A 14,858-nucleotide genomic window follows, 5' to 3' on the forward strand; every position below is an offset into this window, starting at 1 on the left:
AATCAGCGGACGGTGCGTGTTCGTCCACAGGGACCAAGACCGGCGAGCACTATCTTATAGTCGGCGCGCGCGGCTTCGGCATCCGGTACGGAAAGCGTGCGCACGGACTGCGGCGTCAGGGCAGGGGGCAATGCGCAGGCCAGGCGATACCAAAGCAACGTACCCGGCTTGGGCGTGGCGGCCGCCTCGTCGACGATTTCGCCCAATGCGACGGCCCAGCGGGGCTCCACACCGGGACGCCGGACGATAGAGAGCGATACCGGGTCGCCGCTGTCGGTCCGCAGGAAAATCTGCGTTTCGCCTTCGCCCTCAACCGTGCCAGCCACATAGAATGCATCGCCCAGCCCGATGATCTTAGGCGCTGCCTTGGCCGATAGCAGTTCCGCCACGATGCTGCGCACGGTCGATTCGTTCGAAGGGGTCGCAGGAATCTGCGCGTCTGGCGCAACAAGCTGGATTTCCCCCGGCCGGGTTCCCGCGCGCGCAAACAGCAGGACGCGCTGCTTTTTCAGCTTCGGCATCTTCCCACGCGCGTTGACCGCGACATCGTACAGATAGGAGAGGTTGGGCGCGACTCCGCCATCCCCCCGAATCAGCCCTTCGGTCTTCGCGGTGATGTAGGCGCGGCGAAATCCGGCGGGGACACCGGCGGATTGCTCGGGTTTCAGAGAAATCGCCCGTGAAATTTCCGCATTGATGATGAGCGGCGCGGCCGATGCCAGATCGGCCAGATCGGCATAGGCAAGCGCGTTGCCGGAGGCGTCCGCAGAAGGGGGCGCGTTAACCCCATTTTGCGCCCATCCGGTTGAACAAACCAGCGGAAACGCTGTATTTAAGGCAAAAAAAAGGCACGCCGCCGCCGATTTTCCGAGGAGATTTTTGGAGGATACCCGTTGCATGTTCGTTTGACCTCCTGCTAGCCGTGGCGATGTTGTCACAGGCAAGTGTTTTTGTCAGTTTTTAGGAAATGGATCTTGCTGGTCTGATAAAGCGTTTGCGTCATGCGATTGCCCGCGATAGGAGTTACGGCGATAGCAAACAAGCGGACAAGGGCCTTAAAGATGAACGGGGAACCGCTCACCTTGGGGCTCATGTTGGCCATAGGTCGTCATTTTTCAAGAAGCCGAGTTAAGGAGTGTCGTTGCTGAATGGCTTATGCTGACCACTCAGAGGGTTCGAGTCGCACGGTCTCGATCGTCATCGTTGCCCTGATTCATGCTGTTCTCGGTTACGCGTTCGTGTCCGGTCTTGGCATGCAATATGTCAAAAAGGCGGCGGAGCAACTGAACGTCATCGACGTTAAGGAAGAGCCGCCACCACCAGACGAGGAACCGCCGCCACCGCCGCCAGATCAGCCGATCGAACCGCCGCCGGTCGTTGCGCCTCCGCCAATCGTCCAGACGCCGGCGCCTGCGCCGCCGATCCAGACGGTTCGTACGCCTCCGCCGGTATTCAATCCGGTGCCGGTCGCTGCGCCGCCGCCGCCTCCCCCTGCGCCGAAGGTCGCTGCCACAAAGGCATCGCCCCGCGGTTCGCCGGGAAGCTGGGTGACGGATGCCGATTATCCCAGCCGTGCGCAGCGTGAAGAACGCTCGGGTACTACAGGATTCCGGCTGGAAATCGGTCCCGACGGTCGGGTTACCAACTGCACGGTTACATCGTCCAGCGGCCATGCCGATCTCGATGCTGAAACCTGTCGGCTTCTCCCTCGCCGTGCGCGCTTTAAGGCAGCGGTGGGATCGGATGGCCAGCCGATGGCAGATAGTTTCAGCAGCCGTATCGTCTGGAAACTGCCGCAGTAATGTTAATGCGTTAACAATTTGGGGCGGTCCAGCCGCACAGCGCAGGATCGCCCCTATTTACCGAACCCATTGAGAGGGAAGTCACGAACATGTTGATGTCTATCGCAGCCGCCGCCGCCCCAAAGGCCGCAGCCAACCCTTATGGTCTTATGGAAGCGCTCGAACAGGGCGGTGTCATTGCCTGGACCGTTTTCATCATTCTCGTCGGCATGTCCGTCGGAACCTTCTTCATCCTGTTCACCAAGCTGATCGAACAGCAGAAGGTGATCAATCAGTATAAGAAGGTGCGCACCACGTTCTGGCGTTCGAACAGCCTTAAGGAAGGCTCGGCCAAGCTCGAAAAGAACTCGGCTTACAAGCAGCTTGTCGATGACGGTATCGCCGCTCAGGAACAGCATGGCAAGCTGACCGATCCCGTCGAAGCCCATGACTGGCTGCACGGTTCGCTGGCACGTTCGGAAAATGCCATCAACTGGAAGCTCGGCGGCGGTCTCGCCTTCCTTGCAACCGTGGGTTCGACTTCGCCGTTCGTCGGTCTGTTCGGTACGGTTATCGGTATCTACCGCGCACTGATCAAGATCGGTGCATCGGGTCAGGCATCGATCGACGCCGTTGCCGGTCCGGTCGGTGAAGCGCTTATCATGACCGCTCTGGGTCTGGTCGTCGCTGTTCCTGCCGTGCTTGCTTACAACTTCCTGCAGCGCCGTAACAAGGCGATTGCTGAAGACCTGAGCTCGTTCTCGACCGACCTTCTGGGTTACATGGTGTCCAACGGCGCCGTGAAGCCGACCGTTTCGTCGGCACCTGCCGCTCCGGTTGCAAAGCCGGTTGCTGCAACGCCCACCAAGGCCTGATTGCGATAGGGAAGCCGGACAGGACGGGCTGCGTTCCGTCCGGCCCCTTGGCTCCGGCCCTGGCCTAGAGCCAAAGACAACATGTTAGGATATTGATACATGGCAATGAGTGTTGGAGGCGGCGGCGAAGACCAGCCGATTAACACGATCAACACGACGCCGCTCGTGGACGTCATGCTCGTGCTGCTCATCATCTTTCTTATCGCGGTTCCGGTTGTTATCCAGACTGTCGATCTGGAACTGCCCAAGGTCGCATTCGAAGTAACGACGACGAAGCCGGAAAATGTTTCCCTGTCGGTTACCACGGAAAAGGACGGTAGCTGCGCAGTCTACTGGAACATGACCAAGGTCGATTCGACAGACCTGTTGAACCGCGCCGTTGCCAAGCTGGAAGCGGATATCAAGAAGGTTGGCGGCATCGAAAATATGACGCCGGAAGATCTCCCCGAAGTGCATATACGCGGCGACATCAACACGCCGTATCGTTGCATCGGCGGTACGATCTACACCATGCAGCGCGCGGGCTTCCCGAAGGTTGGCTTCATTTCCGAGCCCGATCCCTCGTCGCTCACGATCCAGCGTCTCTGAGAGACCAGACAGGAGTTATAGATTATGGCGATGGCTGCAGCCTCTGAAGATGGTGAGCCGATGATGGAAATGAACACGACGCCGTTGATCGACGTCATGCTCGTTCTCCTCATCATGTTCATCATCACCATCCCGATCCAGACCCACGCGGTTAAGATCGACTTGCCGCAAAACGCGCCCCCCACGGACAGCCCCGTCGATCCTGTGAAGAACAAGGTCGCTATCGACGCTGCCGGGACGATCACGTGGAACGGTTCGCCGATCGATTTGCTGACGCTGCGTCTCTATCTGAAGCAGTCGCTGGCAATGCCGGTCGAACCGGAACTGCAGTTTCAGCCTGATTCACAGACGCGCTATGTCGTCGTCGATCAGGTTCTGGCTGAAATCAAGCGGGCCAACGTCACGAAGCTGGGCTTCGTCGGCAACGAACAATATGGTTCGTTCTGACGCATAGTTTTCTGTCGGATCAGAGCTATCTCATTGAAAAGGGCCGCATTTAGCGGCCCTTTTTTTTGCGTTGAACCAATAAGTTAACAGATTTGTTATGATTGCCGTCTAATATAGAGGGGTGGTTCAGGTACAAGCGTAACAGAGCATGGTCGCAAAGCATAACATCGGGTTGGATACGGGGCGGATAGCTGGTCGCCGCAACGTGCTGATCGACGTGAAGTTGCGTCGTCCCGGCGAGACCTGGTTCTCGAGCCGGATTGCCGATCTGTCCGCAACGGGGTTCCGCGTACAGACTTTCGTCAAACTGACCGTCGGCATGGAATTGTGGGTCATGCTTCCGGGCTTCGAAGGTCGTAAGGCGACCGTGATGTGGGTACGCGACCATGAAGGCGGCTGCAATTTCGAACGGCCGCTCCATCCGGCCATTTTCGATCACATCGTCCGCAATGAGAACGTGCGCGCGAGCGCCCATAAGGGCTCCAAACCGCTCTAGCCTTAATTGTCCCCTGCGCCCGCGATGAACAATGCGGCGCAAAGTTCATCGCTCTACGCATCACGCGGTGCTTTTATCGCGCGACCGTCCTGGCCGGCACAACCTCAGCCCGGCATTCGCCGAAACCTATCGACACATATCCATCGGCTGAGGCATGCGCCTGCATCACCACCACGTCGCCGTCGGCCAGGAATGTCCGGCTTTCGCCATTGGGCAAATGCACGGGATGACTGCCGCCGCGCGTAAGCTCCAGCAAGCTGCCCAGCCCACTGTCGTCCGGCGTTGAGATCGTCCCTGTCCCCAGCAGATCGCCGGGCAGCAGATTGCATCCGTTGGAAGCATGATGCGTCACGATTTGCGCAGCGGTCCAATACATGTTCGACGCAGGCCCGGACCCCAGAACGGCAGGGGGCGTATCCGATGCGCGCATAGCCGCGGATGCCAGCGCGACCGAAAGCGCGATCTGCAGCGCGCCCGCGGCCTGATCTCCCTCATCCCAAAGATACGGCATCGGTGCCGGATCGCCCGCCGGCCGCTCCGGCTGTGGGGCATAGAACGGCGCCAGCGCTTCGGCCGTTACGACCCAAGGCGAGATGGTCGAATGAAAATTCTTGGCCAGAAATGGCCCAAGCGGCTGATATTCCCACGCTTGCAGGTCTCGCGCAGACCAGTCGTTGAGCAGGCAATAGCCTGCAATATGGTCGGCAGCATTCGCAATATCGATTGGCTCGCCCAATGCGTTCCCCGGCCCGATCCAGATGCCTAGCTCCAATTCGTAATCCAGGCGCGCCGACGGGCCGAATACCGGCGCGTCGCTATCGGGTGCCTTGCGCTGCCCATTGGGCCGCGTGACCGGTACGCCGGAGGGGCGTATCGACGACGCCCGACCATGATAGCCAATCGGAATATGCTTATAGTTGGGCAACAACGGCGCATCGGGTCGAAACAGCCGTCCCACATTGTTGGCGTGGTGAATGCCCACATAGAAATCGGTATAGTCGCCAATGGCGGCAGGCAGGTGCATCGCGCAATCCGCCTGCAGATGGAGCATGGACTGCAATGCATCCCGCTGCGCCGCATCCGACAATAGCGCGCTGATCCGCTGCCGCAGCGCAACGCGCTCCGCCTTGGGCAAGCCGAACACGCCGTTCAGTACCGACTGAGCCAATGGCGCAACACAGCTTTCCGGCACAAATCCTGCCGCCGCCAGCGCAGTGAGATCGAGTATACTATCCCCAATCGCGACGCCGATACGCGGACGATCCGATCCCGCCGGACTGAACACACCCAGCGGCAAATTCTGGATCGGAAACTCCCGATGTCCATTGGCACTGTCGACCCAGCTTGTCCGCGCGGGGTCATGCGTCGCATCGACCCCCGGCAATGTCGTCTGCAAATCAACCATCGACTGTTATCACGCCTCGCCTGATCTGATCCAACTCAATGGATTCGAACAGCGCCTTGAAATTCCCTTCGCCAAAGCCGTCATTGCCTTTGCGCTGAATGATTTCGAAGAAGATCGGCCCCACCATATTCTCGGTGAATATCTGCAGCAGCAGGCCGCCGCCGGTTTCCGGCGCACCGTCGATCAGGATACGCCGTTTGCGCATTTCCTCGACGTCATGGCCATGGCCGGGCAAGCGATTGTCGATCATGTCGAAATAGCTGTCCGGGCTATCCTGAAACCGTATGCCGTTCGCGCGGAGTTGATCGACGGTCGCGAAAATATCGTCGGTGGCCAGCGCGATATGCTGGATGCCTTCACCCTTGTAGGCGCGCAGAAACTCCTCGATCTGGCTATGCTCGTCCTGGCTCTCGTTCAGCGGAATGCGGATCTTATCGTCCGGGGCAGTCATGGCCTTGCTCAGCAACGCCGTTGCTTGCCCTTCGATATCGAAATAGCGGATTTCGCGGAAGTTGAAGATGCGTTCGTAGAAGTCCGCCCAGTGGTTCATGCGCCCACGGTTGACGTTGTGCGTCAGGTGATCGAGCGTGTGCAGACCGGCGGCGGTGGCGTCGCGTTCCGCACCCGGGACTGCGACGAAATCGACATCGTAGATTTCCTGCGCGCCATAGCGGTCGACCAGATACAGGTTCGATCCCCCTATGCCTTCGATCGCGGGGATGTTGAGTTCCATCGGACCGACCGGCCCCAATATCGGCGTCGCGCCGCGACGCACGGCTTCGTCGAACGCGGCGGGGGCATCATGGACGCGGAACGCCATCGCATTGGCGGACGGGCCATGGGCATTGCGGAATTCGGCGGCTTGTCCCTGGGTTTCCATGTTCAGGATGAAATTGATGTCGCCCTGCGCATAGCGCCGCACATTCTTGGACCGATGATTGGCCAGATGGGTAAAGCCCATGGCAACGAACAGATTGGCCAGAGCCTCCGGTTCGGGGCTTGTGAATTCGACGAATTCGAACCCGTCGAGACCCAGAGGGTTCTCGTGAATGTCGGTCATGGTGGCATCACTCTCCGATAAAGGCATTTCCCTTCTTATCGGCTATCGGGGATATGGTGTCAAATGATACTATATTTCCGCGCGTGTTTCCGGGCGCGGTTCCTCGATAACGATGCCCCCATATCCCGGCAGCCCATCGAGAGTCGCTCCGTTCACGCTCTCCACCACACGCAAGCTCTCGGGGTGCGTCGCTGTCCATTGCATCGCCGCGCTCCCCAGATTGAATGCACAGAGCATCGCTTGCTCGCCGTGAACGCGCCGAAGCACCAGCAAATCGCCGGTCGCCTCCACTATCTCCAGACTGCCCCATCTTAACGCCGGGGTCGCCTTGCGCAGCGCCAGCAATCTGCGGGTGACGGCGAGCATGGATGCGCCGTCCGCTTCCTGCCGGTCCACGGCCAGCGCGGCATGATCGTCTCCCACTGGCAACCACGGCTCTGCCGCGCCGAACCCCAGCGAAGGCGCATCGGCCGCCCACGGCATCGGTGTCCGCGCACCATCGCGGCTCAGCGTCAACGGCCAGTTGGCGATGGCTTCGGGGTCCTGCAGCTTGTCGAACGGAATATCGACCTGCGTCAGCCCCAGTTCCTCGCCATAATATAGAAAGATGTTGCCGCGCAGACAGGTCAACAGCAGCATCTTCACCATGCCGAAGGCCTCTCGTTCCTCCGGCGCCGACCATCGCGAAATGGCGCGCGGGGCATCGTGATTTTCAAACGCCCAGCTTGGCCAACCCATGCCCGGTGTATCGGGCCAGCCAGCCATCACCTCGGCAACGACCTGCGGTTTCAACGCAGGCGCGTAAAGAAAGTCGAATCCATAAGCACTGTTGAACCGGGTGTCGTCCTGCGTGAACAGCTTCATTTCCCGCTCGGCATCGTCGCCGCCCACTTCGGCGACGGTGAATTTCGCGCCATAACGGTCTGTCAGTGCGCGTAGCCGTTCGATGAAGCGCGGAATATCCGCATGGCTCTGATTATAGATCTTCAACTGATAATCGAACGGCCGCGTGCGGATCGCGCCGGTGTCCGGGGCGGGGGGATTGTCGCGCATCTCCAGGTCGTGCATCGCGAAGTTGATCGCATCGACCCGAAACCCGTCGACGCCGCGATCCAGCCAGAATTGCGCTGCGCTTAGCAATGCCTGCTGCACCGCCTCGGCATGGACATTCAATTGCGGCTGCGACGACAGGAAATTGTGCAGATAATATTGTCGCCGCCGTCCGTCCCATGTCCACGCGGGACCGCCAAAGACCGACTGCCAGTTTGTCGGCGGCGAACCATCGGCTTTGGCATCCGCCCATACATACCAGTCGGCCTTGGGGTTCTTACGGCCCGACCGGCTCTCTTCGAACCAGGCATGTTGATCGGACGTGTGCGCGTAGACCTGATCGATGATCACCTTCAGGTTCAGCGCATGCGCGCGCGCGATCAGCGCATCGAAATCGTCCAGCGTCCCGAAGATCGGATCGACCCCGCAGTAATCGGACACGTCGTAACCGAAATCCTTCATCGGCGACGGGAAGAAAGGGGATAGCCAGATCGCATCGACGCCCAGTGACGCAACATAGTCCAGCTTGCCGGTGATCCCCGGCAGATCGCCTATGCCATCGCCGTTGGAATCGGCAAAGCTGCGCGGATAAATCTGATAGATGACCGCTCCGCGCCACCAGTCGGGGGCCTTTGCCTGCTGCTGAGATAAGGCCGTCATACGCAATCCCCCACGCCCGGTTGGCCTATGCTTACCTGGGCCGTCGATCTTGATCTATGCCCTGTCGGCTACGGATTGATGGCAGCCCGCATCTGGCGGCAATCTTATGATCAAACGTAAATTGCCGCCCTTTTCCGCTACGCTGCTTGCGCCAAGGGTGCTTCCTTTGTGGCCCAGAACATCCGGCACGGCGGAATGTTGATCCATTCGAGCGCTGTGTCGATCTTGGAGAAGCTGGGGGACAGCACAGCCTGCACGAACCGGGAATATTGATAGACCAGAAATGTGCCGCCGGGGCGCAGCGCGGCGTGGGTTTCTTCGGCAATTTGCGGGCCGACGCCTTCGGGCAATGTCGAGAAGGGCAGGCCTGAAAGGATATAGTCCGCTTCGGAAAACCCATAATCGGCTATGATGCTGCGAACATCGACGGCCGACCCATGCACGGCGCGAAACCGGTGATCCGCGATATCCCCGTTTAGATATCGTACGAAATCGGCGTTTGTGTCGATTGCCACCAGCATCGCATCGGGGCGCATCTTTTCCAGTATCGGACGGGTAAACGTGCCGACACCCGGCCCATATTCCACAAAGAGCCGGGTCGTCGACCAATCGACGGGGGCCAGCATGGACTGCACCAGGGCATTCGATGACGGGATAATCGACCCGATCATCGCCGGGTGTTTTACGAACTGGCGAAAGAATGTTGCCCAGGGACGTAAGGTGCGAAGCGCTCGGGCCACGGGGCCGTGCGCCTTTTGCAGCTTCTTCAGTTGTACGGTCGCCATTCGGTTCCTGCCGTTGTCGTTATCGGCATGGCGTCGCAAAATTGTCATCTGATTGCAAGCGCCATGCCGGAGCGCATCATCAACGCGCGGCGGCACGACTGGTTCATCCGACAGGTCCACCAGCCCTTCGCGCTGCTGCAAGGCAAAAAAAAGGCCGGTCCGAAGACCAGCCTGAAAAGTTTTAGGAGAGGATGCCTGAAAGGCACCTTCTCTATGGCTTTCCAATTGTTCTACCGCAAGTGCGAAGGGCGATGTTGTAATTGCAAAATTTGCATCTTGCACATGCGTGTCGTTTCTGGCTTCTTGCTTGAAGGATGCTTGTCGCCGTTGATCAACGACGGCATATGTCGCTATGGTGCGATGCAACAAGGGTGGGGTCCGATTAAAGGTAAATGCGTCGATTGCCGCCTCTTACGGCCTTGGAGGCTTTCGTACAGGTCGCACGCCTGGGTTCGGTAAAGGCGGCTGCGGAGGAACTCGCGCTGTCCACGCCTGCGCTAAGCCGCCGCGTTCAGGCGCTTGAGCGGTTCATCGGCAAATCCCTGTTCGATCGCAAACACCAGTCGATGGAAATCAACACCGACGGTCAGCGCCTGCTCGATGACATAGCGCCTGCGCTGGACGCGATGTCCACGGCGATTGAGAATATCCAAAGCGGCGGCAATCAATTGCGCTTTCGTCTGGCGGTGCTGCCGCTGTTCGCCAGTCAGCGGCTGTTTCCGCGCCTCGGTGAATTGCGTCGCTTGCATCCCACCTTGCATCTGGATGTCGAAACCACCCCTTATGCTGTCACGCGACTGGGGGAGGGGCTGGACGCGGCCATCGTGCTGGCAAAGGACATCGACCCCGCGCTGTACGCACATGAGTTGGATCGCGATGAAGTCTATCTCATCGCCAGCCGGGCATTGGTGGAAGGTCCAGGTTCGATTACTGCCCCGCAACAGCTTTCGCGCCATACCATTTTGCTCCACCGCGAAATGTCCGCCAGCTTCGACGCTTGGAAAGAGGCCATCGGGCTTCCGGAATTAACCCCCGCAGCCATCGACAATTATGATTCCGGTCCCTTGATGCTCGAAGCGGCGGCGCAGGGGCTGGGCGTCGCGGTCATGCACGCCAGCCATTACAACGACGCGCATGATCCCCGCCTGATGCGCCTGTTCGATCAGCATGTGGAAAGTCCCTATCGGTACTTTTTTGTATGTCGCCCTAAAGCGCTGCAAAATCGGGCGGTTAGGATTTTCCACGACTGGTTGGTCGGCGTGGACATATGATTTTCGCGGCTTTAACCTAAATGTCGTTTCGCTCCTGTCGTTATGGTGGGCATGAGGGACACAGCCACACATTCACCAGCCATCGCCGTGCAAGCCGGCCTCACCGACAGGATAGCCCGCTGGGCCAGTCGTCTGGGCGTAAAGGGCGAGGATGAAGGCGAAGACGCTGCCCCTGTCCGCACGCCCCCCGGCCAGACGTTCAGTCGCGAAGTCGACCGTCGTCGACAGCTTTATCAGGATATCGGGTCTTTCCTGTTTGCCCATGATCTGGATCTGACGCCGCTCAATTTCGGGGTCGCGCATGATTATCTGACCGGCAACGATCATGGCATTGAAAAGGCTGTGGCTGCCGTGCTGGCAGAGCGCGGGAAGATTACCAACGGTTGGGTCGAATCGGTCGTTGCCAGCGCCACCAATAAGGATGTGACGCCGGAATCGCTGCACGAGATGCTGGAAAAGGTGGAAGAGAACCTTTCGCAATTCACTGGACTGGTGGATGAATCGCGCAACTCTGCCAAGGATTACGGCGTTGCTTTGCAGGAGCAGGTGCGTGACCTTTCGGACGAAGCAAAAGCAGAGCCTGTCCTTGCGAAGTTAATCAGCCTGACCCGTTCCATGGTCGAAAAGACCCGGCTGGTGGAAAACCAGATGCGCGACAGCGCCAAGCAGACCAGAGCGCTTCAGCAAAGTCTGGAAAGCGCGCGCCGTGCCGCCGAACAGGATCATCTGACTGGCTTGCCGAATCGCCGTGCTTTCGAAACGACGCTCGCCGCGGAAACGCTCGCCGCGCAGGCCGCCAATGAACCGATCAGCGTCGCATTCTGCGACATCGATCATTTCAAGGTGGTCAACGACACGCATGGCCACGAAACCGGCGATCGCGTTCTGAAATTCGTCAGCGGATTGCTGGCCAAGGTGTCGAACGACAAATGCCACGTCGCGCGCCACGGTGGCGAAGAATTCGTGATGTTGTTCCGGGGTAAAACCGCAGCAGAGGCGTGTGCAATGGTCGATGCGGCGCGCGCCGATCTGGCTACGCGTAGTCTCGTGAACAGGTCGACCGGTACACGGATGGAGCGCGTTACATTCTCCGCCGGCGTTGCCAACGTACTGGCCTATGAAGACCCGCGCGCAGCGCTGAAGGCCGCGGATCGCGCCCTGTATCTGGCCAAGGAACATGGCCGCAACCGGGTATATCTGGCCGCCGAAGCACCGCTATAAGGGTCAGGCGTCCAGTACCGGCTGCTGCTCATACTGATCGAGCACCCAGTCTTCGTCCTGCGCGGCCGCGATCCAATCCTGCATCCACGGATGCGCCATCAGCGCATCGACATAGTGTCGGGCAAAGCGCTCCAGCGGTAGCTGATAGCTGACCATGCGGCTGACGACGGGAGCGAACATGATGTCGGCGGCGCCGAACCGCCCGAACAGGAAATCGCCCTGGCTGCCATAGCTGGCCCGGGCCTGCGCCCAAAGCTGCTGGATACGATGCAGATCGGCTGCAATGGCTTCGTTGGGCGTAACGGGATCGAATATCCGCCGCGTATTCATGGGGCAGGCGCGGCGCAGGGAGACAAATCCCGCGTGCATTTCCGCCGCCATCGACCGTGCCATGCCGCGCGCGGCCAGATCCTGCGGCCAGAATCGCGTGCCGCCGGTCAGGTCGTTGAGATAGTCGATGATCGCCAGACTGTCCCACACGGGCGTCTGATCGTTCCACAGCGTCGGCACCTTGCCCGCTGACGGGGCAAGATCGTTCTGCTGCTTCCGCGTAGCCCAGGCGTCGTCGTACAGCGGCACGACCACTTCCTCGAACGGCAGACCCGACTGCTTGACCGCCAGCCAGCCGCGCAACGACCAACTGGAATAGGCTTTATTGCCGATGATCAGTTTCAACATACTGCCACCTCTTTGGATGCACTTACCCGGTAACGGCTTCCAGCACGGCGGCGCGCAGTTCCGCTATGCCCATGCCGCCTTCGCTCGACGTCGCAATGATATCGGGATGCGCAGCGGGCCGCTTCTTGATCTCTTCGGCGGTGCGCGCGACCACGGCGGTCAGTTCGGTCGCCTTCACCTTGTCGGCCTTGGTCATGACGATGCGATAGCTGACGGCGGCATCGTCCAGCATCTGCATGATATCGCGGTCGACATCCTTGATGCCGTGGCGGCTATCGATCAGCACCAGCGTCCGCTTCAGCACCGCGCGCCCGCGCAGATAATCGTTCACCAGGAACCGCCATTTGCGCACGACATCCTTGGGCGCCTTGGCATAGCCATAGCCCGGCATGTCGACGAGGCGGAAGGTCGTGGGTTCGCCCACGTCGAAGAAGTTCAGCTCCTGCGTCCGCCCCGGCGTATTGGACGTGCGCGCCAGCCCGTTGCGGTTGGTCAGCGCATTCAGCAGCGTGGATTTGCCCACATTGGACCGCCCCGCAAACGCCACTTCGTTAAACGCGGCGTCGGGCAGAAACTTCAAATCCGGTGCGGACTTGAGGAAGCTGATCGGCCCCGCGAAAATCTTGCGCGCGGTTTCGATCAGTTCGGTGCGGTCGTCATCTGTCATGTCGTTCATGGGAAAGCCTTCAATTCCGTTCGCCCTGAGCCTGTCGAAGGGCCATACTTTTCTTCGCGAAAGAGCAGGGCTTCGACAAGCTCAGCCCGAACGGATTGTTGAGAGTGTTACTTGCCCACAACCACCGGCGTGCTCAGCACAGGATGCCGCTTATACAGCCACCATTGCTGCGTCATCGACAGCAGGTTGTTGGTGATCCAGTATACCAGCAGACCTGCAGCAAACGGCGCCATCACGAACATCATCATCCACGGCATCAGCGAGAATATCTGCTGCTGCATCGGGTCCATCTGTGCGGGGTTCAGCTTGAACTGCAACCACATCGAGATACCGAGCAGGATCGCCAGCACACCAATCGCCAAGAAGGCAGGCGGCTGGAAATCGAGCAAGCCGAACAGGTTGAGCACATGCAGCGGATCGGGCGCGGACAGATCCTTGATCCACAGCACGAACGGCTGATGCCGCATTTCGATGGTAAGCTGCAGCACCTTGTACAGCGCGAAGAAAATCGGAATCTGAATGAAGATCGGCAGACAACCTGCCAGCGGATTGACCTTCTCACGCTTGTACAGCTCCATCATTTCCTGCTGGAGCTTGGGCTTGTCGTCCTTGTACTTCTCCTGCAGCGCCTTCAGCTTGGGCTGCACGGCGCGCATCGCCGCCATGCTGCCGAACTGCTTCTGCGCCACCGGGAACATCAACGCACGCACGACCAGCGTGAGGCAGATGATCGCCACGCCGAAATTGCCGATCTGCGTGAACAACCAGTGCAGCAGCGAGAAGATCGGCTTTTCGAACCAGTAGAACCAGCCCCAGTCGATCGCCCGGTCGAACAGGGCAATGCCCTGCGGCGCGGGCGCATCCTGATAGGCTTCGAGCGTCCGCACTTCCTTCGCGCCGACGAACAGGCGTGAGGATTGCGTGATGGACTTGCCGGGGGCCAGAAGAGTGGGGTTCAGGCTATAATCGGCCTGATACTGTATGCCTGCACCTTTGCGGAATTGCCCGGTAAAGGCCGTGCGCTGATCGGGGACCAGAGCGGAAAGCCAATATTTGTCGGTAAAGCCGATCCAGCCGCCGGTGCTGGGAAAGGACTGATTGCCGTCCTTGTCCAGATCCTTGAAATCCACATCATAATTGGTCGCACCGTTGAACACGCCGATGGGGCCAGTGTGGATCGTCCAGCTCGTCGGATCCTTCGAATGTCCGTCGCGGCTGATATAGCCATAAGGCCGCACGCCCACGGCGGCAGCCGCGGTGTTGGTCACCTTCTGGTTCACGGTGAACATGAAATCCTTGTCCACCGACAAGCCGATCTCGAAAAGCTGACCCGCGCCATTGTTCCACGACAGGGTAACCGGCGATGTCGGCGTCAGCTTCGGCGCGGACGCCGCCCAGACGGTATTGGCATCCGGGCCTTTCAGCCCTTCGCCCGACCAGCCGAAGCCTGCGAAATAGGCATCCTTGGTCCCGGCGGGCGAATAGAGCCGGATCGCCGGCGAATCCTTCGCGATGGTCTCGCGATAGGTCGGCAGCACGATATCGTCGATCCGCGCGCCTTTGAGGTTGATCGAACCCAGCAGCTTGGGCGTTTCGATGGCGACACGCGGTCCGGCCTTCAACGCCACTGTGCGATCCATGGTCGCTGCAGGGTTGTCGGCGGCGGGGTCGGCATTGGGCGCGGCCACCGGAATGGTCTTGCCGCCGACGATCTTGGTCGCGGGCGGATTGGCCACCGGGAAGAACCGGGCCTGCAGATAGGGCCATCCGAACAGGATCAGTGCGCTCAGCACTACCGCGAGAATGATGTTCCGCTTGTCGTCCACGTCAGATTGGCTCCCGCCGATGAAAGTCTATGTTGAAGG

At 59.7% G+C, this 14,858-nt stretch carries 15 protein-coding genes; 7 read left to right on the plus strand and 8 right to left on the minus strand.

The genetic code is table 11. From position 1 onward, the window contains the following. Nucleotides 1-2: 2 nt before the first annotated feature. Nucleotides 3-899: a hypothetical protein gene (locus tag LQ220_RS03020; protein ID WP_230186786.1), complete on the minus strand. Its 897-nt coding sequence runs from the start codon at nucleotides 897-899 to the stop codon at nucleotides 3-5. 249 nt (nucleotides 900-1,148) lie between these two features. Between LQ220_RS03020 and LQ220_RS03025 the strand changes: the two genes are divergently transcribed. The 5 genes from LQ220_RS03025 to LQ220_RS03045 all read left to right on the plus strand — a co-directional run bounded on the left by LQ220_RS03025 (nucleotide 1,149) and on the right by LQ220_RS03045 (nucleotide 4,187). Continuing rightward, nucleotides 1,149-1,802: an energy transducer TonB gene (locus LQ220_RS03025; protein WP_230186787.1), complete on the plus strand. Its 654-nt coding sequence runs from the start codon at nucleotides 1,149-1,151 to the stop codon at nucleotides 1,800-1,802. 89 nt (nucleotides 1,803-1,891) lie between these two features. Continuing rightward, the gene (locus LQ220_RS03030; protein WP_230186788.1) at nucleotides 1,892-2,656 is read left to right on the plus strand and encodes a MotA/TolQ/ExbB proton channel family protein; all 765 of its coding nucleotides are present in this window, start codon (nucleotides 1,892-1,894) and stop codon (nucleotides 2,654-2,656) included. Nucleotides 2,657-2,755: 99 nt separating this feature from the next. After that, nucleotides 2,756-3,244, plus strand: a complete 489-nt coding sequence (locus LQ220_RS03035; protein WP_230186789.1) for a biopolymer transporter ExbD — start codon at nucleotides 2,756-2,758, stop codon at nucleotides 3,242-3,244. 24 nt (nucleotides 3,245-3,268) lie between these two features. Continuing rightward, nucleotides 3,269-3,691 (plus strand): biopolymer transporter ExbD, encoded by a 423-nt coding sequence (locus LQ220_RS03040; RefSeq protein WP_230186790.1) that lies wholly within the window; start codon nucleotides 3,269-3,271, stop codon nucleotides 3,689-3,691. 148 nt (nucleotides 3,692-3,839) lie between these two features. Beyond that, complete coding sequence (locus tag LQ220_RS03045; RefSeq protein ID WP_230186791.1) at nucleotides 3,840-4,187, plus strand: PilZ domain-containing protein; 348 nt, start codon at nucleotides 3,840-3,842, stop codon at nucleotides 4,185-4,187. A gap of 73 nt (nucleotides 4,188-4,260) precedes the next feature. Here the strand turns inward: LQ220_RS03045 and fahA are convergent, their stop codons facing one another. From fahA to LQ220_RS03065, 4 genes are all read right to left on the minus strand, one after another. Beyond that, complete coding sequence (gene fahA, locus LQ220_RS03050) at nucleotides 4,261-5,592, minus strand: fumarylacetoacetase (RefSeq protein ID WP_230186792.1); 1,332 nt, start codon at nucleotides 5,590-5,592, stop codon at nucleotides 4,261-4,263. Continuing rightward, on the minus strand, nucleotides 5,585-6,652 hold the full coding sequence (hppD, locus tag LQ220_RS03055) for a 4-hydroxyphenylpyruvate dioxygenase (RefSeq protein WP_230186793.1): 1,068 nt from the start codon (nucleotides 6,650-6,652) through the stop codon (nucleotides 5,585-5,587). The genes fahA and hppD overlap by 8 nt, the downstream gene beginning before the upstream one ends. Before the next feature lie 69 nt (nucleotides 6,653-6,721). Further along, complete coding sequence (locus tag LQ220_RS03060; protein WP_230186794.1) at nucleotides 6,722-8,362, minus strand: alpha-amylase family glycosyl hydrolase; 1,641 nt, start codon at nucleotides 8,360-8,362, stop codon at nucleotides 6,722-6,724. 137 nt (nucleotides 8,363-8,499) lie between these two features. Beyond that, complete coding sequence (locus tag LQ220_RS03065; protein ID WP_230186795.1) at nucleotides 8,500-9,147, minus strand: methyltransferase; 648 nt, start codon at nucleotides 9,145-9,147, stop codon at nucleotides 8,500-8,502. Between the two features lie 392 nt (nucleotides 9,148-9,539). Here LQ220_RS03065 and LQ220_RS03070 point away from each other — a divergent pair, with 392 nt between their 5' ends. Further along, the gene (locus LQ220_RS03070; protein ID WP_230186796.1) at nucleotides 9,540-10,418 is read left to right on the plus strand and encodes a LysR substrate-binding domain-containing protein; all 879 of its coding nucleotides are present in this window, start codon (nucleotides 9,540-9,542) and stop codon (nucleotides 10,416-10,418) included. 51 nt (nucleotides 10,419-10,469) lie between these two features. After that, complete coding sequence (locus tag LQ220_RS03075) at nucleotides 10,470-11,639, plus strand: GGDEF domain-containing protein (protein ID WP_230186797.1); 1,170 nt, start codon at nucleotides 10,470-10,472, stop codon at nucleotides 11,637-11,639. 3 nt (nucleotides 11,640-11,642) lie between these two features. Here LQ220_RS03075 and LQ220_RS03080 read toward each other — a convergent pair whose 3' ends face one another. From LQ220_RS03080 to yidC, 3 genes are all read right to left on the minus strand, one after another. Continuing rightward, complete coding sequence (locus LQ220_RS03080; protein WP_230186798.1) at nucleotides 11,643-12,317, minus strand: glutathione S-transferase family protein; 675 nt, start codon at nucleotides 12,315-12,317, stop codon at nucleotides 11,643-11,645. 22 nt (nucleotides 12,318-12,339) lie between these two features. Continuing rightward, entirely contained in the window at nucleotides 12,340-12,984 is a 645-nt protein-coding gene (gene yihA, locus LQ220_RS03085) for a ribosome biogenesis GTP-binding protein YihA/YsxC (RefSeq protein WP_230187247.1), read from the minus strand. Between the two features lie 116 nt (nucleotides 12,985-13,100). Continuing rightward, complete coding sequence (yidC, locus tag LQ220_RS03090) at nucleotides 13,101-14,819, minus strand: membrane protein insertase YidC (protein WP_230186799.1); 1,719 nt, start codon at nucleotides 14,817-14,819, stop codon at nucleotides 13,101-13,103. Nucleotides 14,820-14,858 lie beyond the last annotated feature (39 nt).

The sequence above is a fragment of the Sphingobium sp. CECT 9361 genome (genome assembly GCF_918741285.1).
GTDB lineage: Bacteria > Pseudomonadota > Alphaproteobacteria > Sphingomonadales > Sphingomonadaceae > Sphingobium.